The sequence below is a fragment of the Pseudochelatococcus sp. genome (assembly GCF_050946405.1).
Taxonomy (GTDB): domain Bacteria; phylum Pseudomonadota; class Alphaproteobacteria; order Rhizobiales; family Beijerinckiaceae; genus Pseudochelatococcus.
This window is the reverse complement of record NZ_JBMNUS010000006.1, coordinates 175848-197010: the sequence shown is the minus strand read 5'-3', so window position 1 is coordinate 197010 and position 21163 is coordinate 175848. Positions and strand designations below refer to the sequence as shown.

Genomic DNA, 21163 nt, shown 5'->3' with positions numbered 1-21163 from the left:
AAATCCACATCTCGATAGATCCGCCACCGCCATCGCCGTTCCCGTGACGAAGACGGCAAAAAAAGAAGCCCCGGCGCGTACGCCGGGGCCCCCTGAAAGAAGGGATATTTTCCCGATGCCGTCTTCGAGGATCAGACGAAGACGATATCGTTCAGGTCGAGGCTGCCAAGGGTCTTGGCCGCGCCGAGCAGGGCGATCTCGTGATCCGCGTAGTTGTAGGCCGAACCGCCGTTGGTGCCGACGAACTGGTTGGCGACGAACTCCGCGAACGAACCGTTGCCGAGCGAAGGAGCGAAGAGCTCGCCCTCGGCGCGGAACAGGGCCTGCACGTCAGGGCCGTTCTCGACGTAGTTGAACGAACCGTCTTCGTTGTACTGGCCGACGCGCAGGATGACCGTAACCGGCTTCACCTCGGTCAGATTACCGGTGAAGGAGATGTCCTGACCGTTGAACACCGCGATGACGTAATCGTTGACCGGGTTGGTCACGTCGATCACGATCTGGTCGCCGGCGGTGGTGAAGTCGGTGATGACATCGTTCCACACAACGTCGTTCTGCAACGTGGACTTGCCGGATTCGCTGTAAGCGCCCTGATGGTTGGCGTCGAAGTTGAACACGAACTTGTCGTTGCCCGAGCCGCCCGTCAGGATGTCGCGACCGCCGGCGAGCTGACCGCCGCCGATGATGATGTCGTTGCCGGCGCCGCCGTCGATGGTGTCGTTGCCGACAGCGTAGGTGCCCGCACCGTTGGAGCCGTAGTTGCTGTCGCTGCTGCTGACGTCAGCGAGCACCAGCCGAATGCCGTGCGTCGCCTCGAGGCTGTCGCCGACGAGGATATCGGCGCCTTCGCCACCCTCGAGAACGTCGTTGCCGCCGTTACCGATGAGGAAGTCGTTGCCGGCGTTGCCCTTGAGCACGTCAGCGGCGTGCGTGGCGACGACGTAGTCGTTGCCGGCAGAGCCGTTGAACGAGAAGCCGGCGTCGGCGTTCGGCGTGGTCAGAACCGCGAAGGAGTAGTCGATCTGGTTGGTCAGGCCGACAGCGTCCGCGACATCGGCGCCGAAGTAGGCGTCGAAACCGTTGGCCGTGACGAAGTGCTTGGCAGCGGTGCCGGCGCCCGAAGCGTCGATGGTCGAAACCACCTCGTCCTCGAACCAGAAGCCCGTGACCTGGCCGCTCTTGACGTTGATGACGCCGTTGGACTGCGCCTCGAGGTCGAGACCGATCAGGTCCTTGAACTGCGCAACGGTCTGGCCCTTGGCGGTCGCGGTCTCGGTGACGCTGCCGTCGACAACGCCCTTCGAGTCGATGTTCAGCACGCCGATCGAGGCGGCCTGGAGCCAGTTGTAGCCCGAAGCATCCACGGTCGCGCCGAACAGCTTGATGTTCGAGGTGAGGTAGCGATCGACGACCAGCTGGTTCGTGCTGCCGTTGAGCTCGATGCGCGAGCTGCGGCCGCCCGTCACGTCGAGGCTCGTCACGGTGGCAGCGCTGTTGCCCTGGCCGTTGGAGTCGTCGGCGTCGATGCCGTAGGAGCGGATCTCGGCGAAGTCGGCGGCCTTGATGACAACCGTCTCGAGGTCATCCGCAGCGTCGCGGTCGGTCTTGTCCCACGCGGTACCGATGGCGCCGAGGTCGACGATGCTGTTCGAAGCGGCTTCGACGACCAGGTGCTGAAGCTTGGTGGCCTCGGCGAGAGCAGCGTAGTTGTAGCTGCCGACCTGGAGGTCGCCGTCCTTCTCGGTCTTGACCGTGAACTCCTTGACGGTGTTGCCGTCGACGACAGCCGTACCGAAGTGGTTGCCGACCACGGCATTACCGGTCGACTTGTTCACGATGTCGAGCTTCTCGGTGAAGCGGCCGGAGAAGTCGTCGTCGATCTGGATGCCGTTGGCGAGCGTGGCGCCGGCGAGGAAGTTCACGGCAACCGTATCGGCGTTGATGGCGCGCAGGGCGGCCTTGTTACCGGCGTTGCCGGCGCTCGCGCTGAAGTTGACGGTGAGTTCGGCGAACTCCTTGCCGTCGTAGTCGACTTCGAGGCCCTGAGCGGCGGCGCCCTTGACGTTGACCGTCTTCAGGCCGTTGTTGAAGAAGTTGAAGTCCGCGCGGGCAGCCGACGCATTGAGGTCGATCGTCGCGAGGTTCTTGTCGATGTTGGTGCCGTTGAGCTGCACGGCAGCCTGGAACGAGGCTTCCAGCGTCTCGACGTTGCGGATGGTGGGCGTACGGTTCGGATCGTTGATCGACGCGAAGTCGGTGACGATGCGATCGTTGCCCGCGCCGCCGTCATAGACGTCGCCGGTGCCGAGCGTGTCGCCGGTCTTCAGCACGTCGTTGCCTTCGCCGAGCAGCGCCTGGAGCGCGGTGAAGGTCTTGGACGTGTCGAGGTCCAGGTCGGACTTGACGGTCGAAGCGTCGATCTTCGTCAGCGTCTCGTCGAGAGCGTCGACGATGGTGAACTTGCCGCCCGTGAAGCCGCCCGTGAAGTTCAGCGTCTCGGTCTTGTGGCCTTCGAGGTCGGCGAGCGTGGAGTTCTTGCCGGCGACGTCGTTGATCGCGACGTTGATCGTCTTGATCGCGGCATCGACGCTGGTCTCGACGCCGAGCTTGATGGCGGCGAAGGTCTCGCGCACGCCGATGTTGGCGCCGTTCTCGGAGATGCCCTGCGCGTCGTAGGTCAGCTCGATCTTCTTGTCGGCCTTGTTGGCGTCGACGATGTTGACCAGGGTGTCGGACGACTGGAGGTCACGCAGGGCGACGTTGGCAACAACCTTGTCGAGCGTGATCTTCTTCGTGCCGGTCCAGCCGGAGGTGTTGACCTCGGTGCCGCTCTGCGAGCGCAGGACGACGTTGTCGACGTTCTCCAGAACGCCCTGGTAGGAGATGGCGCCGTTCAGCGTCAGCGTGGCCGTGTTATTGGCCGTGCCGGTGATGGCGTCGCCGTCGGTGTAGGTGGTCGTGCTGCCCACGACTTCCTGGCCGACAGCCAGCGTCTTGACGTCGACGCCCGTCGTCAGCACCGCAGCGCCCGGAACCGGGTCGGCGGGAGCGAAGTCGGACAGCGGAGCGCCGGTGCCGAGTTCGGCATCGCCGGAACCGAGCTGGGCGAGCAGGTTGGCGGCGGAGGCGCCGTTGTTCTGCTTGTTCTCGACGGACTGCGAGAAGTCGTAAAGGATGTCGGTCAGCGTCTTCTGACCGGTCACGAGCTGCTCGGTCCAGAACTGGATGCCTTCAGCGTCGCCCGAGCGGCCGAGCACGTTCTGATAGAGCTGCTCGATCTTGGCCTGCGGCAGGATGTCGTCGAACTGGGCTTCCCACTCGTCGGAATCGACGAACTTGGCGGTGTAGTCCCACAGCTTGAGCGCCGGGAAGTTGGAGCGGTACTCCGAAACCCAGTAATCAAGGCCCGCAGCGTCCGGGATACGGTTGAACGCGGCCTGATAGAGATAGATGAACGGAACAACGTCCGCCTGCGCCTGCGAAATGAGAGTGTTCGTCAGCGCCGTATCGGTGCTGTTCAGACCGGCGGCGAGCTCGTGAGCATTGGGCTCACGGCGAACGATGTTCGCGTAGAGGTCTTTCACTTGATCTTCGGTAAGAGCCATGACGGATCCCTTCTTTCTCATGTTCAAAGGCGCATCGGCGAGACCGAAGCTGCCTCGCACCTTAGTGAACTGCTATACCCCATACTCGCGCCGCCACGCAACGACCCGCACGCACCCACTACGCCGAAAATCAGAAAACAAGACTTTTTTGTCATGAAACTATCGCCATGTTGCGGATTTGCACCACATAAAAACCAGTTAAAAAAAGCTTAACACCCTACAATATAATTCTGTAAAATGTATATCTCGTACTTTCATTTGTTAAAAATGACATTCATAGTTGAAACGTATCTGATGAAATATACATAACGATATCCGCAATGAATCCACCTTCCTATCATTATATATTTATATTATATAAAATAATAATACATGTTTATTTAAATATATTATATATAATTGTCTGAATATGATATTATTGAACTAAATTTGAGCGTTTATATTAATTTTTATGCAGGCTTTGATTGCTTTTTTGTCGTAAAGTTCATGATGTTTTCAAAAGAAAAAGTACGCCAAACTGCCTTAAACAGCTTTTCGAACGCAGATTTAACGAATGAAAATGGCCGCCGGAGACAATGACTATGATAATTAGTGTATGATTGCGTCTGAAAATTACTGCTTGAATGCCGCATCCGGCGCACATCCGCGCCATCGCCCTCGACGCGGGCGACGGGCATGCCAAATCGTTCGCCGGGATCGCGGCCCGGAGAGCGGCGCAAACAGGACGCCCCGCGATCACGGCCGAAATCCGCATCGTCAAGAGCGGCGCCGTGACATTAAATAATATGGAAAGGGATCGGCAGATTCCCGAACCGGCGGGCGAACGAACCGGCATGCCGCGAGAAACACGGCCGCATCCGGCAGCCGGGACTTGATTCTAAAGCGAGAGAAACTTGTCTTTAAAAAGAGGGAAATTTGGTGGAGCCAGGCGGAATCGAACCGCCGACCTCTTGAATGCCATTCAAGCGCTCTCCCAACTGAGCTATGACCCCATCAAGCATGCGGTTTCCCGCTTGCCCTCTCAACAGACGCGCCAGAAGCAGGCGCCTACATCCATCGACTTCGAACGCCCTTGCGCACGAAACCGAGGGGAAACTGGTGGAGCCAGGCGGAATCGAACCGCCGACCTCTTGAATGCCATTCAAGCGCTCTCCCAACTGAGCTATGACCCCAACTGAAACGCGCGGCACCTTGGGAAGCGCCGCGCTACCGACCGCTGAAGAATCAGTAGCGGTTTCTATAGCGCCAACTCTCGTCCGGCTCAAGCCTCGAATGCTGGCAAAACACCGTCAATTTTCCTCCTCGGTGTCGATATCCCCGTCGATAAGGCCGGAAACGTCGTCGTTTTCCTCGTCCTCATCGGCCAGGAAGGTCTCCTCGTCGTCGGGAAGATCCTCCCCGAGGTCGATATCGTCGTCATCGCCCGCCGATTCGGGCGTGTCTTCCTGCGAGGCGACGTCATCGAGCGAAACCAGATCGACGGCTTCCGTCTCCAGTCCCGCCTCGTCGTCATCCACGTCGTTGGCGGGCGCCGGCACGGGGCGCACGACAGACGCCTGGAACGGGGCGCCGCACTTCGGACACAGGATAGGATCCCTGTTCAGATCATAAAACTTGGCGCCGCAGCTCAGGCATTGGCGCTTCGTGCCGAGTTCCGGTTTCGCCACGGTCGCTGTCACTCCAGATAAATACGGAGCGATCCCGTTAATCGGCTTGGCGACGCATGTCAAATCGAAATAGCACCCGCGACGCGATTCATAACGATAACCCCGGCTCGCAAGGATGGCCGCGGCCGCCGACCGGCATTGCGCGGCCTTGACCCGAGCGCCGCGCGGCGCGTTTCGGCGGGCGACGAATCAGCACTTGCGCCGCAGGACGGGCTGGACTATATTGAGCCATCACATCAGATGGTTCATATGGGCTGTTAGGATGAGTGGTTCCGCCGGAACCGCTCTTTTTCGCATTGCCCCATCGGCGTCATCGCCGTGCCGGCCTCTGAGAAAACCTTTTGACGAAAACCCCTGACGAGAGCCTATGGAACCGACTGACAATTCTCACCACGCGCAGCAGGATCGGCGGCTGACGACCGAAACCGGCGTGGCCGCGCGGGTGGCTGCGATCGTCGAGCCCGTGCTGGTGGATCTCGGTTATCGGCTGGTGCGCGTCAAGGTGACGGCACAGGCCGGCTGCACGGTTCAGATCATGGCCGAGCGGCCCGACGGCGGCATGAGCGTCGACGATTGCGAGGCCGTCAGCCGCGCCGTGTCGCCGGCGCTCGACCTCGAAGACCCGATCGACGGCAACTACAATCTCGAGATTTCCTCGCCCGGCATCGACCGGCCGCTCGTGCGCGCCGGCGACTTCATCCGCTGGGCGGGCCACGAGGCGCGCATCGATCTTGCGCTGCCTCTCAACGGCCGCAAGCGTTTTCGCGGCATCCTGCGGGGCGTGCGCGACGATCACGCGCTCATCGAGCTGCCCGACGCGGCGGACGGCGAGGACCCGGTGGCGGCGCTGCCCCTGCGCGACATCGGCGCGGCGCGCCTCGTGCTGACCGACGCGCTCGTCAGGGAAGCGCTGCGCGCCGCCCGCGAGGAGGAGGCCGATTCCGCCGACGAGGAACTCCCGCAAGACGCCGACAACGACAATACGCCCGCCCCGCCCGGCCCCTCCGGCCCCGGCGCCGGCAGGAAGAAGTCCGGCGCGCCCAGGGGCGGGAAAGCAGGCGCCGACAGCAAGACCCTCGGCAAAACCCACGGAAGGAGTGGCGGATGACCGTCAGTGCCAACAGGCTTGAGCTTCTGCAGATCGCCGACGCCGTATCGCGCGAGAAGGCCATCGACCGCGCCATCGTGATCGAGGCGATGGAGGACGCCATTGCCAAGGCGGCGCGCTCGCGCTACGGGGCGGAAACCGACATCCACGCGGAAATCGACCCGCGCACCGGCGAACTGCGCCTGTCGCGCCACCTGCTCGTCGTCGACGATGCCGATCTCGACAACCCGGCGACGCAGATCAGCCTGATCGACGCGCGCCGCCACAATCCGGCGGCCCAGATCGGCGATTCGATTTCCGACACGCTGCCGCCGTTCGACTTCGGCCGCATCGCCGCGCAGTCGGCCAAGCAGGTGATCGTGCAGAAGGTGCGCGAGGCCGAGCGCGACCGCCAGTACGAGGAATACAAGGACCGCATCGGCGAGATCGTCAACGGCGCGGTCAAGCGGGTGGAATACGGCAACGTCATCGTCGACATGGGGCGCGCCGAGGCCATCGTGCGCCGCGACGAACTCATTCCGCGCGAGACTTTCCGGCCCGGCGACCGCATCCGCGCCTATGTCTACGACGTGCGCCGCGAGACGCGCGGGCCGCAGATCTTCCTCTCCCGCACCCATCCGCAGTTCATGGCGAAGCTGTTCGCGCAGGAAGTGCCGGAGATCTACGACAATGTCGTGGAGATCAAGGCGGTGGCCCGCGATCCGGGCTCCCGCGCCAAGATCGCGGTGATTTCGCGCGATTCCTCCATCGATCCGGTGGGCGCCTGCGTCGGCATGCGCGGCTCGCGCGTGCAGGCCGTGGTGCAGGAATTGCAGGGCGAGAAGGTGGACATCATTCCCTGGTCGCATGACGCGGCGACGTTCATCGTCAACGCGCTGCAACCGGCCGAAGTGATGAAGGTGGTGCTGGACGAGGATTCCGAGCGCATCGAGGTCGTGGTGCCGGACGAGCAGCTCTCGCTCGCCATCGGCCGGCGCGGCCAGAACGTGCGCCTCGCCTCGCAGCTCACGGGCTGGGACATCGACATCCTGACCGAGCACGAGGAATCGGAGCGTCGCCAGAAGGAATTCGCGGAGCGCACGGCCATCTTCATGGAATCGCTCGATGTCGACGAGGTGGTCGGTCAATTGCTGGCATCGGAGGGTTTCCGGTCCGTCGAGGAAATCGCCTTCGTCGAACTCGGCGAGCTGACGGCGATCCAGGGCTTCGACGAGGACACGGCGGCCGAGATCCAGTCGCGCGCGCAGGGTTATCTGGCGCGCATCGAGGCGGAGCAGGATGCGCGCCGCAAGGAGCTCGGCGTCGCGGACGAACTGCGCGCCATCGACGGCGTGACCACGCCCATGCTCGTCGCCTTCGGCGAGAACGACATCCGCACCGTGGAAGACCTGGCCGGCTGCGCGACGGACGAGCTGGCCGGGTGGTCGGAGCGCAAGGGGCACGACGTCACCCGGCACAAGGGCATTCTCGACGGCTTCGAGATTTCCCGCCAGGAAGCCGAGGACATGATCATAGCCGCGCGCGTGGCGGCCGGCTGGATCGAGGCGCCCGAGCCCGTCGATGGCGGAGACGACGGCGAGGCGGCGGACGCCGCCGACGCCGAAGCCGCCGGGCAGGCGTAACGAGGCGGAGGGAGCGGGTTTGCCACGATCCGAAAGGCACGATCCGGCGGGCGAGGACAGCCGGCAAGAAGACAGCCGGCGCGAAGACAGCCGGACTTGCGCCCTGTCGCGCCGGCCGATGGCGAAAGAGGCGATGATTCGCTTCGTCGCCGCACCGGACAGGACCGTGGTGCCCGACATCCGCGCCCGCCTGCCGGGGCGGGGCGTCTGGATCGAGGCGACGCGCGAGGCCGTTGCCGCGGCCGCGCGCGGCAAGACCTTCGCCCGCGGCCTGAAGGCGGGCGTGAAGGTCTCCGCCACGCTGGCCGACGATGTCGAGGCGCTGCTGCGCCGGGATGCCTTGCAGGCGCTGGCGCTCGCCAACAAGGCGGGAGCCGTGGTGACGGGCTTCGGCAAGGTGGAGGCGCTCGCCGCCGCGGAAGGCAAGGCCGTCATCGCCGCGCTCATCCACGCGCGGGAAGCGGCGCCGGACGGTCGCCGCAAACTGGCGCAGGCGTTGCGCCGCGGCCACAATGAACGATCGGATGCCGTTCCGGTCATTGATTGTTTTGAGGGTTCGCATTTGGATTTGGCTTTGGGGCGCACACATGTGATACATGCAGCTCTTGTCGCCGGATCGGGAAGCGACGGTTTTATGACGCGCTGGCACAGACTGGCCCGTTATTCCACGACAGGGTTTTCGACGCCTCCCAGCGAGGCTTCCGCCGCAGCGGAAACGGGTTCCGAGGAACCTGAGCGCGGCGGGAAGCCGGACGACGAGGCGATCATGGGGCAAGAATGAACGCGAAGGCGCAGGACACCGACGGAATGACCGATACCAAGAACCCGAACGACAAGACGCTGAGCGTGACGCCATCGAAGACGCTGACGCTGAAGCGCCCTGTCGAACAGGGCGTCGTGCGCCAGAGTTTTTCTCACGGGCGCAGCAAGGCCGTGGTGGTGGAAAAGGTGAAGCGCCGGGTGATCGCGCCCGCTGCCGGTGAAACGAAGGAGACGCCGCCTGCGCCCGCTGCGGCGGCGCCCGCGCCTGCGCCGAAGGCGGCGCCCGCCGTGCCTCCCGCGCCGCAGCCGGTCGCGCCCGTCGCGGAAACGAAGCCGGCCGTGACGGCCGCCGTCCCGGAGAAGCCGGCAGCCGCGCAGGCTTCCGCCCCGGCTGAAGTGAAGCCGGTTGCGCCCGTCGCCACCGAAACGAAGCCGGCCGCGCCCGTCCCGGCAACTCCCGATGCGTCCGCGCCGGCCGCTCCCGTCGCCACGCCCGCTCCGGCGGCGAAAGCCGACACCGGAAGCGCCGCCGCACGGAAGGAGCCCGCCGCCGCACAGGCGCAGCCCGCCACGCCGGCGCAGCCTGCCAAACCCGCACAGCCCGCCAAGTCGGCACCGCCGGCGCGGATCGCCCCCGCGCCCGCCAATCCGGTGCGGACACCGCCGGCGCCGCAGGGGCGTCAGGGCGGCCCCGGCGGCCGCGCGGGCGGCGGCGGTCGCCCCGGAGGTCGCTCGGGAGGCGGACAGCGCGGCGGTTCCGGCGTGGTGCTGCGGACGCTGACGGACGAGGAACGCGATGCGCGCATGCACGCGCTGACCGAAGCGAGGAAGCGCGAGGAAGAAGAGCGCCGCCGCGCCATCGAGGAAGCGAAGCTGCGCGCCGAGCGCGAGGCGCGCGAGAAGATCGAGCGTGAGGCCGCCGAAGCGCGCAAGCGCGAGGAGGAAGAGCGCCGCCGTCAGGAAGAAGAACTCAAGCGTCGCTCGGAAGAAGAAGCGCGCCGCCGTCTCGGCGCGGATGCCGGACAAACGGCCGCCGCGCCGGCTGCCCCCCGCACGCGGGAACGGCCGGCAACCGATCAGGCCCCGCCCCGGCGGACCGCCGGCGGCACGCCGGCCGCTGCCGCGCCAGCACCCGCGCCCGCGCGGGGACGCGTCGCGGCAGCGGCAGAAGACGGCGACAGCGCGCGTTCGGCACGCCGTCCCGGCGGCGGAGCACCCGCGCGCCCGGCGCTGCCGCCGGCGCGCCCGGCCAAGGGCGCCGGCGACGAGAAGCGCCGCGGCCGCCTGACGGTAACGGCGGCGACGGCCGGCGACGACGGCGAGCGCACGCATTCCGTCGCCGCATTCCGCCGCAGGCAGCAGCGCATGCGCGGCCAGCAGGCCGTCGAGCCGAAGGAAAAGATCATCCGCGAGGTGGTGATTCCCGAAACGATCACCATCCAGGAGCTGGCGCTGCGCATGGCCGAGCGCGGCGTCGACGTGATTCGCCTGCTGATGAAGCAGGGCCAGATGCACAAGATCACCGACGTGATCGACGCCGACACCGCCCAGCTCATCGCCGAGGAACTCGGGCACACCGTCAAGCGCGTGGCCGAATCGGACGTGGAAGAGGGCCTGTTCGACGCGACGCCCGACGCCGAGGGCGATCTGGAGCAGCGCCCGCCGGTGGTCACGATCATGGGCCACGTCGACCACGGCAAGACGTCGCTGCTCGACGCGATTCGCCATGCCAATGTCGTGTCCGGCGAGGCCGGCGGCATCACGCAGCATATCGGCGCCTATCAGGTGACGTCGCCGCTCGGCGGCAAGATCACCTTCATCGACACGCCCGGCCACGCCGCGTTCACCGCCATGCGCGCACGCGGCGCGAAGGTCACGGACATCGTGGTGCTGGTGGTGGCGGCCGACGACGGCGTGATGCCGCAGACGATCGAGGCCATCAACCACGCCAACGCGGCGCAGGTGCCGATGATCGTGGCGATCAACAAGATCGACAAGCCGGACGCCAACCCGCAGCGGGTGCGCACGGAACTGCTGCAACACAGCGTCATGGTCGAATCGATGGGCGGCGAGACACTCGAATTCGAGGTCTCCGCCAAGGTCGGCACCAATCTCGACAAGCTGCTGGAGGGTCTCCAGTTGCAGGCCGAGATTCTGGAGCTGAAGGCGAACGCCGGACACTCCGCCGAGGGCACCGTGATCGAGGCCAAGCTCGACCGCGGCCGCGGCCCCGTGGCCACGGTCCTCGTGCAGCGCGGCACGCTCCGGGTCGGCGACATCGTGGTCGCCGGCGCCGAATGGGGCCGCGTGCGTGCGCTGATCGCCGACACCGGCGCGCAGATTCGGGAAGCCGGCCCGTCCGTTCCGGCGGAGGTGCTGGGCTTCAACGGCACGCCGGAAGCCGGCGACCGGGTGGCTGTCGTCGAATCGGAGGCGCGGGCGCGCGAGATCACCGGATACCGCATCCGCCGCAAGCGCGAGCTTGCCGCGGTGCGCGGCGCGGGGGCGGCCCGCTCGCTGGCCGACATGATGCGCGATCTCAAGGAAGGCTCCGGCCGCAAGGAGTTCGCGCTCGTCGTCAAGGCGGACGTGCAGGGCTCCGCCGAAGCGATCGTCGGCATGCTGGAAAAGGCGGGCAACGACGAGGTCGCGGCGCGAATCATTCACTCGGGCGTCGGCGGCATCACCGAATCGGACATCACGCTGGCGGAAGCGTCGAGCGCGGTGGTCATCGGCTTCAACGTGCGCGCCAACAAGGAAGCGCGCGAATCGGCCGAGCGCGCCGGCATCGAGATCCGCTACTACAACATCATCTACGACCTGGTGGATGACGTGAAGGCGGCGATGTCGGGCATGCTCGCCCCCACCCTGCGCGAGCACACGCTCGGCAACGCCGAGATCCGCGAGATCTTCAGCGTCTCGAAGGTCGGCAAGGTGGCGGGCTGCCTCGTCACCGACGGCGTGGTGCAGCGGGGGGCGCAGGTGCGCCTCATCCGCGACGACGTGGTGATCCACGAAGGCAAGCTGTCGCAGCTCAAGCGCTTCAAGGACGACGCCAGGGAAGTCGTCGCGGGGCAGGAGTGCGGCATGTCGTTCGAGAGCTATCAGGACATGCGCCCCGGCGACGTCATCGAGTGCTACACCGTGGAGGAAATCCGCCGGACGCTGTAACGCCCGGCGAGCGAGGAATCCCGCTGCGCGCCGTGACACCGGTTCCGGGAGGGGTTTTTCCCCTCCCCTTCAATTGAAATCATTGCAGCCATAAGAAAGGCCCCGGTCCGACTCCGGGGGATGCGAAACATATGTCCCGAAGAAAGTTCGAAGCGGGCTCCGGCCCCAGCCAGCGCGGCTTGCGCGTGGGCGAACTCGTGCGCCATGCCCTTGCCGAAATCCTGATGCGCGGCGAGATTCACGACGACGTGCTCGCCTCCCACGTCATCACCGTGCCGGAAGTGCGCATGTCGCCCGATCTGCGCCTCGCCACGGCCTACATCATTCCGCTGGGGGGTAAGGATTCCGCGCCCGTGCTGGCGGCGCTGGAGCGCAATCGCCGGCAATTGCGCACCGAGATCGCGCACCGCATCAACCTGCGCTATGCGCCCGACATCCGCTTCCGTCTCGACGAATCCTTCGACGAGGCGAGCCATATCGACAGCCTGCTGCGCACAAGCCGGGCCGCCGGAGAACCGGCGGCCGCGAAACCACTGGACGACGAGGACCGCAGAGACGATGACGACGGCGATCATGACCGCTGAGGAAGGGCCGGCACGAACGGGAATGGACGCCGAGGCCCCGGCGCGCGAGCGCCAGCCCCGCGGCGCGCGGCAGCGCCCGCATGGCGAATCGCGCGGGCGCAAGCGCGACGTCAACGGCTGGCTCATCCTCGACAAGCCGGTCGGCATGACGTCGACCTACGCGGTAGCTGTCATCAAGCGCCTGTTCAACGCCCGCAAGGCCGGACACGCCGGCACGCTCGACCCGCTGGCTTCCGGCATTCTGCCGATCGCGCTGGGCGAGGCCACGAAAACGGTGCCCTACGTGATGGACGGCCGCAAAGCCTATACGTTCAACGTGAGCTGGGGCTCGGAAACCACCACCGACGACACGGAAGGCGAGGTCACGCGCCAGAGCGACCTGCGTCCAGACCGGGCGGCGGTGGAGGCCATGCTGCCGCGCTTCACGGGCGAGCTGATGCAGGTGCCGCCGCGTTTTTCCGCCATCAAGATCGACGGCGAACGCGCCTACGATCTGGCGCGCGAGGGCGAGGTGGTGGAACTGGACGCGCGCCCCGTCATCATCGACCGGCTGAGCCTCGTGGAGCATACGGACGACACCAGCGTGCTGGAAGCCGAATGCGGCAAGGGCACGTATGTGCGCGCCATCGCGCGCGATCTGGGCCGGGAGCTGGGCTGCTTCGGCCATGTCAGCGCCCTGCGCCGCACGCGCGTGGGGCCGTTCCGCCTCGACCGCACGATTTCGCTGGCGAGGTTGCAGGAATTGAGTCATAAGCCCGAAAGTGGCCAGGCGGGGGGCGATCAGGAGATCGACCTGGCCTTGTTGCCGCAAGTACTTCTGCCCGTTGAGACCGCGCTGGACGACATCCCGGCGCTGGCCGTCAGCAGGGCGGACGCGGTCCGGCTCGCAAGAGGCCAGACCGTACTCCTGCGCGGACGGGATGCACCGATCATCAAAGGCCCGCTTGCCGTGACCTGCCAGGGACGACTCGTCGCCGTGGCGGATCTGGAAGCGGGGGAGATCGTCGCCCGCCGCGTCTTCAACCTCAGCGGCGCGCACTGACGCGCCCGCCAACAACGAAAGGAAACCCGATGTCGATTACTCCCGAGCGCAAGCAGGAGCTTGTCACGGAATATGCCCGCGTCGCCAATGACACCGGATCGCCGGAAGTGCAGGTCGCCATCCTGACCGAGCGCATCGTCAACCTGACCGAGCACTTCAAGACGCACGCCAAGGACAACCACTCCCGCCGCGGCCTTCTCAAGCTCGTGTCCCAGCGCCGCAAGCTGCTGGATTACGTGAAGGGCAAGGACGAGGACCGTTACCGCACGCTGATCGGCCGCCTCGGCCTCCGCCGCTGACCCGCAGCGGCGATCCGCCGGCAAGGTGCGATCGCATTCATTGCGCGCGCGATGACGGCCCGGAGTTTTCTCGTTTCGGTTGAAGCGAAAAGCTGAAAAAGCGAAGCTTCTTCAGCCGCGGATAGAAGCCGGACTGTTTCTGTTCAGAACAGAAGCACTCCAAACATCCGGGACGCCTCGCGCCCCGGCATTCCGGAGCGTTTCCGCTTTTCGCGGAAATGCTCCCCTTCCCTGTTTAGACGCCATTCCCGGCGCGCGGCGATATCGCCTTTGCCGGAATCGTCACGGATGAACCGCTCGCCCGAAAGGTCCGCCGATGCGTCGCGACCGGGCGGCGGTCGCACAATCTTCACGCAACGCCTGTTTGTTAGGGGGCGTTGCGGTTTCGCCGGAAGACGGCCATGGCAGGATCGCAGGGGGCTTCGCCGGAGCCTCCCGCCGTCTTGCTCATGGCCTTCCGACCCGAGGGCGCGAGGGATGTCCGTCGTCACGCGCCCGAGCACACTTGCCGCGCGACGCGGCAGAGCAAGAGAGACAGACATGTTCGATATTCAACGCGAGGAAATCGTCTGGGGCGGCACGACGCTGACGCTGGAAACCGGGCGCATCGCCCGTCAGGCAGACGGCGCCGTGCTCGCCACCTATGGCGAGACGACCGTGCTCGCCACCGTCGTTTCCGCGAAAGACGTCAAGCCCGGCATCGACTTCCTGCCGCTGACCGTCAATTATCAGGAAAAGGCCTATGCCGCCGGCCGCATTCCGGGCGGCTACTTCAAGCGCGAGGGGCGCCCGAGCGAGCATGAGACGCTCGTCTCGCGCCTGATCGACCGCCCGATCCGCCCGCTCATCGTGGACGGCTGGCGCAACGACACGCAGATCATCGTGACCGTGCTGACGCACGACCTGGAGAACGATCCCGACGTCGTGTCGATGGTCGCCGCCTCGGCCGCGCTGACGCTCTCGGGCGTGCCCTTCATGGGGCCGATCGGCGCGTCGCGCGTCGCCTATTCCAAGGGCGAATACATCCTCAACCCGACGATCGCCCAGCGCGAGGACACCGACCTCGATCTCGTCGTCGCCGGCACGGGCGACGCGGTGCTGATGGTGGAATCGGAAGCGAAGGAGCTGTCCGAGGAAGTCATGCTCGGCGCCGTCGTGTTCGGGCACAAGGGCTTCCAGCCCGTGATCGACGCCATCATCCGCCTCGCCGAAAAGGCCGCGAAGGACCCGCGCGATATCGCCTCCGAGGATGTTTCGGAGATCGAGAAGGCGGTGCTCGCAACCGCGGAAGAGGATCTGCGCGCCGCTTACCGGATCGTGGACAAGCAGCAGCGCTACGCCGCCGTCGACGCCGCGAAGGCCAAGGTGCTCGATGCGCTGGCCGGGGGCGAGAGCCCGCGCTTCGACGCCGAGAAGATCAAGGGCGTTTTCAAGGACGTGCAGGCGAAGATCGTTCGCTGGAACATCCTCGACAACGGCATCCGCATCGACGGACGCGACGTGAAGACCGTGCGCCCGATTCTGGCGCAGGTCGGCTTCCTGCCCCGCACCCACGGCTCGGCGCTGTTCACGCGCGGCGAGACGCAGGCGCTGGTGGTGGCCACGCTCGGCACCGGCGATGACGAGCAGCTCATCGATTCGCTCGAAGGCACCCGCAAGGAAACCTTCCTGCTGCACTACAACTTCCCGCCCTACTCGGTCGGCGAGACGGGCCGCATGGGCTCGCCCGGCCGGCGCGAGATCGGCCACGGCAAGCTCGCCTGGCGCGCCGTGCATCCGCTGCTGCCGGCGCACCACGAGTTCCCCTACACGCTGCGCGCCGTCTCCGAGATCACCGAATCGAACGGCTCGTCGTCCATGGCCACCGTCTGCGGCACCTCGCTGGCGCTGATGGACGCCGGCGTGCCGCTGCGCCGCCCCGTCGCCGGTATCGCCATGGGCCTCATCCTGGAGGGCGAGCGCTACGCGGTGCTGTCCGACATCCTGGGCGACGAGGACCATCTCGGCGACATGGACTTCAAGGTGGCCGGCACGGAGGCGGGCATCACCGCGCTCCAGATGGACATCAAGATCGCCGGCATCACCGAGGAGATCATGCGCGTCGCGCTCGACCAGGCGCGCGGCGGCCGCCTGCATATCCTGGGCGAGATGGCCAAGGCGCTCACCTCCGCCCGCAACGAGCTGGGCGCCTACGCCCCGCGCATCGAGACGCTGAAGATCCCGCAGGACAAGATCCGCGAGGTCATCGGCTCGGGCGGCAAGGTCATCCGCGAGATCGTGGAGAAGACCGGCGCCAAGATCGACATCGCCGACGACGGCACCGTCAAGATCGCCTCCTCCGACACCAAGTCGATCACGGCCGCCATCAACTGGATCCGCTCCATCGCGGCGGAACCGGAACTGAACGCCATCTACGAGGGCACCGTCGTCAAGACGGCCGAATTCGGCGCCTTCGTGAACTTCTTCGGCGCCCGCGACGGTCTCGTCCACATCTCCCAGCTTGCCGCCACGCGCGTCAACAAGGTGACGGATGTCGTCAAGGAAGGCCAAAAGGTCAAGGTCAAGCTGCTCGGCTTCGACGATCGCGGCAAGGTGCGCCTGTCGATGAAGGTCGTCGATCAGGAAACCGGCGAGGATCTCGAGGCGAAGCAGAAGGCCGAGAACGGCGGCAAGAACGGCAACGGCGGGCAGGAGGACTGACCGCCGCCCGGCATGACGCGAAGCCCCCGGCCGAAGCCCGCTGCCCGGCCGGGGGCTTTATGCCGCTTGCAATCGGAACGCCGGCAGCCTAGTTATACATCGACTTGGACATGGACATGGACATGGACATGCTCATCGTCGGGAGGCGGCCATGAGCGTTCTCGCATCCGAGCGGCTGATCGTGCCCATCTCGCCGCAGGACAAGCGGCGGGTGGAGACGCGCGCGCGCGAAATCGGCATATCCACCGCCGAATACGTGCGCCGCAGCCTGCACTGTTTCGACCCGTCGCAAGCGGCTGCGCAACAGCGGCGCGAGGAGGAAGAGCGGGAACTGGCACTGCTGCTGGAAGCGCTCCATGCCTCGCGCGCGGCGACCCTCTCCCAGCTCGATCGCACGGATGCGGCGCTCGACGCGGCGCTCGCCTATTTCTCCGCCAGGGAAGAGGCGAAGGGGCAGGCGGCGTGAGCGCCTTGCGCGATGCGATGGCGGCGATCCGCTCCATCATCCTGATCGAGGAGCGCGTGCGCCAGCAAGGTGAAAAGGTCGAAAAACTCGCCAATCTCGCCATCGACATCGACCGCCGGCTGGTGCGCGTGGAAGCGGTGATCGACCTTGCGTTTCACCGCCGGACCGATGCGCCGCCGCGTATTCGCCACGATCCGGCGGACAATGGCGACGGCGGACGGTGAGCGGCTCAAGGAAATAGCGATCTCAACGACGCCACAGGCTCCCTGCCGGCGGTTCGCAGGTGGAATACGAATGAATCCGCAGGTTTCAGATCCGCACGGCTCCTCCGACGCCCCGGTTTCGCAGGCTCTGACGGATTCGCAGCGGCGGCGCGAGCGGGCGCAGGCGCTGATCCGCCGCCGGCAGCGCTGGCAGATGCTGGGCGCGCTGCTCAGCGCCGGCATCTTCCTCGCCGCCCTCGTGGCGCTGTGGCATCTGGCGCATGAGGTAGACGCGGCGCAATTGCGCGAGGCGCTGAAATCGGCGAGCCTGCGCCAGATCGGCCTCGCCGCGCTGTTCACCCTTGTGAGCTACGGCCTGCTGACCGGCTATGATTTTCTCGCGCTGCGCCAGTTGGGCGAGCGGATCGCCTACCACATTACGGCGCTCGCTTCCTTCACGAGCTATGCGGTGAGCTTCACGCTCGGCTTTCCCGTGGTCACGTCCGGGACGGTGCGCTACTGGATCTACTCGCCGACGGGCCTGAAGGCCTGGAAGATCGCCTCGCTCACCATCATCGCCGGCATCACATTCTGGCTCGGCATGGGCTGCGTGCTGGCGTGGAGCCTGTTCCGGGAGGCGCCGGCCCTGAGCGCCATCCTCTACCTGCGCCCGTCCATCATCGAGCTTGCCGGCATCGGCGTGCTGGCGGCGCTGGCGGGCTATTTCGTCTGGGTGTCGCTGAAGCGCCGCGCCGTGATCGTGCGCGGCTGGCGGCTCGATCTGCCGGGCTTCCGGCTTTCGCTGGGGCAAACGCTGCTGGGCGCGGGCGATGTCTGCGCCAGCGCGGCGGTGTTGTTCGTGCTGCTGCCCGGCGGCCACAACATCAGCTTCGAGACTTTTCTGGCGATCTACGTATTCGCCTGCATGCTGGGCATCATCAGCCACTCGCCCGGCGGGCTCGGGGTGTTCGAGGCGACGATGCTGATCGCGCTCTCGCATCTGTCGCGCGAGGGAGTGCTGGGCGCGGTGCTGATGTTCCGCCTGTTCTACTACCTCATCCCCTTCGTGCTGGCGCTGATCCTGCTCGGACTGCACGGCGGATGGTCGCGCATCAACAGGAAGCCGCGCGGGCACCAGCCATAGAGGAAACAAGCGAGAGAGGAAACAGGCCGGAGCGGAAAATGCAGGCGGGTTGCCCCGTGGCATTTCGATTGATTCCCGAAAGCATCCGCAGTATTTTGCGGCGGTTTATTTTTTATGTTTTTCAGAGGATATTGCCATGGTCAAACCCATACTTGGCCGTAGCGGGCCCGTGTCATACCCGGAACAAGGCGCTACTCACACCGGCAGCGCCGGCCAGACTTCCGCACAGCATGTAAATCTCCCGTTCTCGCAACAAAACAGCTTGTCCAATGTCCGGAATACGTCCGATGAAAGTTGCACGGCGTTGCCGTCCTCTTCCCCCGTCGATGCGAGCCGTTTCACGACACGCGGAGGCAAGGCATCCCTCGGCTTCCTGACCGGAGCGCTGCTAAGAGTTCCGGGGGCCTTGATCGCCGGGGCCGGCGACCATCTCGAAGCCTCGCCGAACCGCTTCGCGAGATATACGGGCAAAGCCGTCAGCGGGGTAGGCGTTCTGCTGAGAGGCACCGGCGATCTCGCCGGGACGGCTGTCACGGCAGTGGAGCGTTTGACGATCAACACGGGCAAGATCTTGCTCGGCATCATCGGCGGCGCTGTCGGTATCCCGGTTTCGCTGGTGGACAACCGCCTGCTCAAGAAGTCGGTGGACCTGATCGAAGACGGCTGGAAGACGCGCGGCGAAAAGCAGCGGGTTCTGTCGGAAGAGAACCCGGAGCATCAGGAGATCGTTCACCGTGTCGCGCCGCTGGCGGATATCCTGTCGCAGACGACGGATGACAGTTGGATCGACGGGAACGAAGTGGATGGCTGGCGGCGGGATGCGAGCTACGACGAACTCATCCGAAGCTTCAAACTTCCCGTCCGGGTGAATGTGTTCACGCGCGACGACGGCGAGACACTCGTCGCTTTCAACGGCGTCCGCAGCGCGGCCACCATGGGCTTCGCCACCCTGGGCATGTTCGGCGTCGATGTCGGCATTTTCAGGCGGGCGGGCGATCTCGTCAAGGCCGTCATCGAGCGGAGCGAGCAAGGCAAACAGGTCAGCGAGAGGAAAGCCAGGGTCCATGTCACCGGCAACTCGCTGGGCGGCGGGCTGGCGCAGTACGCCGGCATCCTCAACGGCACCGAAACGACCTGTTTCGACGCCATGGCGCTGTCTCCCTATCTCATCGAACGTCTGGCCCACTTCCGGCGCGCCATGGGGAAGAGTATGGCGGACGTGCGCGTCGTCCATATCAACGCCATCGGCGACGTTCTGGCGGAAAAAGCGCAGTCCCGGTACATTCCCGCAGGCTGGAGCCAGGTCGGCGAACGTTACAAGGTGAGCGAGGAAACGTCCCATTACATCAAGCCGCTGTCCCGGAGATTGCGGGAACTGGACGAAAGTTTGTTCCAACGCGCAAAGGAGGCGACGGAGACGGCGCAGCCCGATGCCAGCATTCCGATGGACGATCGCACCTGAACGGGAAGCCGCGCCGGCAGCAATCGCCGGCGAGGTTTTGATCATGAGCGCATTCCTGTCGATCAGATGATTCCATCCGATCGACAGGCGCCTTATGGCAACAGGATCGTCGCGCCCGTGGTCGTGCGGCTCTCCAGCGCCCGGTGCGCCTGCGCCGCGTCCTTCAGCGGGTAGCGGGCATTCACGGCGATCCGCACCTTGCCGCTCTCGATGACGCCGAACAGGTTTTCCGCCTGTGCGAGCAGAACATCGCGCTGCGACGTGAAGGTGCCCAGCGTCGGCCGGGTGACGAAGAGCGATCCCTTGCGGCTGAGGAGCAGGATGTCGAACGCCTCGATGACGCCGGAGGCGTTGCCGAAGCTCACGAACAGCCCGAGCGGCTTCAGCGCGTCGAGGGAGGCCGGGAACGTCGCCTTGCCGACGCCGTCATAGACGACATCGACGCCCCGCCCTTCCGTGATCTCGCGCACGCGGGCGACGAAATCCTCCCGGCTGTAGTCGATGGCGTGATCGGCGCCGTTGGCGCGCACCAGCGCCACCTTCTCGGGCGAACCCGCGGTGCCGATGACGGTGGCGCCGAGATGCTTCGCCCATTGCGTGAGAATGAGGCCGACGCCGCCGGCGGCGGCATGGATCAGCACCGTATGGCCGGGCTCGACCCGGAAGGTGCGATGCAGCAGGTATTCCGCCGTCAGGCCCTTGAGCAGGCTGCCCGCCGCCGTCTCGAAACCGATCGCGCCCGGCAGCTTCAGAACGCTTTTCGCCGGCACGACCGTGCGTTCGGCATAGGCGCCGAGATGATTCGTGTAGGTGACGCGGTCGCCGGGCACGAATTCGTCGACGCCCTCGCCCACCGCCTCCACCTCGCCCGCCGCCTCGTCACCGGGCACGAAGGGAAACTGCGGCACCTTGTAGACGCCCGAGCGGACGTAGGTATCGATATAATTGACGCCCACGGCCCGGTTGGCCACCAGCACCTCTCCCGGCCCCGGCTGACGAACCGCAAGCGGCTCGAACGACAGCACATCGGGGCCGCCATAGGCATGTACGACGATCGCGCTCAATTGAAATGCTCCCTGGATTGCTTCTCGTGACGGAAAGGCGAAACGGCAAGCGCCGGCAAACTTCCGGAAGAGTATGCCGGTGTCCGTGCGTATGCCAACCGGTTTGCCGCGGGGCGCCGGTGCGGCAGCGCACATCGACGCAAACGTTTCGCCCGGCGCGTCCCGACGCACCGCGATTCCCTGTTTTGAGCCCATTCGTGTCGATCTGGTAATTCCATTTGATCGGAAAGCGCTCTATGTAATCGGATAACGTGCACGCGGCGG

Annotated in this window: 15 protein-coding genes and 2 tRNA genes; 12 read left to right on the top strand and 5 right to left on the bottom strand. The window is 65.5% G+C overall.

What is annotated here, in order from left to right:
- Positions 1–131: 131 nt before the first annotated feature.
- The 4 genes from ACOYJQ_RS11150 to ACOYJQ_RS11135 all read right to left on the bottom strand — a co-directional run bounded on the left by ACOYJQ_RS11150 (position 132) and on the right by ACOYJQ_RS11135 (position 5272).
- The gene (locus tag ACOYJQ_RS11150) at positions 132–3605 is read right to left on the bottom strand and encodes a DUF4214 domain-containing protein (protein WP_433458455.1); all 3474 of its coding nucleotides are present in this window, start codon (positions 3603–3605) and stop codon (positions 132–134) included.
- Positions 3606–4521: 916 nt separating this feature from the next.
- Positions 4522–4597 (bottom strand) — tRNA-Ala (locus ACOYJQ_RS11145).
- Positions 4598–4701: 104 nt separating this feature from the next.
- Positions 4702–4777 (bottom strand) — tRNA-Ala (locus ACOYJQ_RS11140).
- A 117-nt stretch (positions 4778–4894) separates the two neighbouring features.
- A complete protein-coding gene (locus ACOYJQ_RS11135) occupies positions 4895–5272 on the bottom strand; it encodes a TIGR02300 family protein (RefSeq protein WP_433458453.1) in 378 nt (125 codons plus the stop codon).
- Between the two features lie 367 nt (positions 5273–5639).
- Here ACOYJQ_RS11135 and rimP point away from each other — a divergent pair, with 367 nt between their 5' ends.
- The 12 genes from rimP (at position 5640) to ACOYJQ_RS11075 (ending at position 19835) form a co-directional block, all read left to right on the top strand.
- The gene (rimP, locus tag ACOYJQ_RS11130) at positions 5640–6380 is read left to right on the top strand and encodes a ribosome maturation factor RimP (RefSeq protein WP_433458451.1); all 741 of its coding nucleotides are present in this window, start codon (positions 5640–5642) and stop codon (positions 6378–6380) included.
- Complete coding sequence (nusA, locus tag ACOYJQ_RS11125) at positions 6377–8002, top strand: transcription termination factor NusA (RefSeq protein WP_433458449.1); 1626 nt, start codon at positions 6377–6379, stop codon at positions 8000–8002. Before rimP ends, nusA begins: the two co-directional genes overlap by 4 nt.
- Before the next feature lie 19 nt (positions 8003–8021).
- Positions 8022–8783: an RNA-binding protein gene (locus tag ACOYJQ_RS11120; RefSeq protein WP_433458447.1), complete on the top strand. Its 762-nt coding sequence runs from the start codon at positions 8022–8024 to the stop codon at positions 8781–8783.
- Between the two features lie 26 nt (positions 8784–8809).
- On the top strand, positions 8810–11935 hold the full coding sequence (gene infB, locus ACOYJQ_RS11115) for a translation initiation factor IF-2 (RefSeq protein ID WP_433458445.1): 3126 nt from the start codon (positions 8810–8812) through the stop codon (positions 11933–11935).
- 131 nt (positions 11936–12066) lie between these two features.
- A complete protein-coding gene (gene rbfA, locus ACOYJQ_RS11110; protein WP_433458443.1) occupies positions 12067–12519 on the top strand; it encodes a 30S ribosome-binding factor RbfA in 453 nt (150 codons plus the stop codon).
- Entirely contained in the window at positions 12494–13561 is a 1068-nt protein-coding gene (gene truB, locus ACOYJQ_RS11105; RefSeq protein WP_433458441.1) for a tRNA pseudouridine(55) synthase TruB, read from the top strand. Before rbfA ends, truB begins: the two co-directional genes overlap by 26 nt.
- 29 nt (positions 13562–13590) lie before the next feature.
- Positions 13591–13860 (top strand): 30S ribosomal protein S15, encoded by a 270-nt coding sequence (gene rpsO, locus ACOYJQ_RS11100; RefSeq protein ID WP_433458439.1) that lies wholly within the window; start codon positions 13591–13593, stop codon positions 13858–13860.
- Between the two features lie 540 nt (positions 13861–14400).
- A complete protein-coding gene (pnp, locus tag ACOYJQ_RS11095; RefSeq protein ID WP_433458437.1) occupies positions 14401–16560 on the top strand; it encodes a polyribonucleotide nucleotidyltransferase in 2160 nt (719 codons plus the stop codon).
- Between the two features lie 151 nt (positions 16561–16711).
- Positions 16712–17026, top strand: coding sequence for a hypothetical protein (locus tag ACOYJQ_RS11090; protein ID WP_433458435.1), 315 nt, complete (start codon positions 16712–16714; stop codon positions 17024–17026).
- Positions 17023–17250, top strand: a complete 228-nt coding sequence (locus ACOYJQ_RS11085) for a hypothetical protein (RefSeq protein WP_433458433.1) — start codon at positions 17023–17025, stop codon at positions 17248–17250. Before ACOYJQ_RS11090 ends, ACOYJQ_RS11085 begins: the two co-directional genes overlap by 4 nt.
- A 70-nt stretch (positions 17251–17320) precedes the next feature.
- A complete protein-coding gene (locus ACOYJQ_RS11080) occupies positions 17321–18373 on the top strand; it encodes a lysylphosphatidylglycerol synthase domain-containing protein (RefSeq protein ID WP_433458431.1) in 1053 nt (350 codons plus the stop codon).
- 304 nt (positions 18374–18677) lie between these two features.
- Positions 18678–19835 carry a hypothetical protein gene (locus tag ACOYJQ_RS11075; RefSeq protein WP_433458429.1) on the top strand — a complete coding sequence of 386 codons (1158 nt, stop codon included), beginning with the start codon at positions 18678–18680 and terminating at the stop codon, positions 19833–19835.
- Between the two features lie 92 nt (positions 19836–19927).
- Here ACOYJQ_RS11075 and ACOYJQ_RS11070 read toward each other — a convergent pair whose 3' ends face one another.
- Positions 19928–20899: a quinone oxidoreductase family protein gene (locus ACOYJQ_RS11070; protein WP_433458427.1), complete on the bottom strand. Its 972-nt coding sequence runs from the start codon at positions 20897–20899 to the stop codon at positions 19928–19930.
- Between the last annotated feature and the right edge of the window lie 264 nt (positions 20900–21163).

Excerpts from the sequence above, each read along its gene's own strand:
- ACOYJQ_RS11150 (WP_433458455.1), bottom strand. The coding sequence starts at position 3,605 with ATGGCTCTTACCGAAGATCAAGTGAAAGACCTCTACGCGAACATCGTT.
- rimP (WP_433458451.1), top strand. The coding sequence starts at position 5,640 with ATGGAACCGACTGACAATTCTCACCACGCGCAGCAGGATCGGCGGCTG.
- nusA (WP_433458449.1), top strand. The coding sequence starts at position 6,377 with ATGACCGTCAGTGCCAACAGGCTTGAGCTTCTGCAGATCGCCGACGCC.
- infB (WP_433458445.1), top strand. The coding sequence starts at position 8,810 with ATGACCGATACCAAGAACCCGAACGACAAGACGCTGAGCGTGACGCCA.
- rbfA (WP_433458443.1), top strand. The coding sequence starts at position 12,067 with ATGTCCCGAAGAAAGTTCGAAGCGGGCTCCGGCCCCAGCCAGCGCGGC.
- truB (WP_433458441.1), top strand. The coding sequence starts at position 12,494 with ATGACGACGGCGATCATGACCGCTGAGGAAGGGCCGGCACGAACGGGA.
- rpsO (WP_433458439.1), top strand. The coding sequence starts at position 13,591 with ATGTCGATTACTCCCGAGCGCAAGCAGGAGCTTGTCACGGAATATGCC.
- pnp (WP_433458437.1), top strand. The coding sequence starts at position 14,401 with ATGTTCGATATTCAACGCGAGGAAATCGTCTGGGGCGGCACGACGCTG.
- ACOYJQ_RS11090 (WP_433458435.1), top strand. The coding sequence starts at position 16,712 with ATGAGCGTTCTCGCATCCGAGCGGCTGATCGTGCCCATCTCGCCGCAG.
- ACOYJQ_RS11080 (WP_433458431.1), top strand. The coding sequence starts at position 17,321 with ATGAATCCGCAGGTTTCAGATCCGCACGGCTCCTCCGACGCCCCGGTT.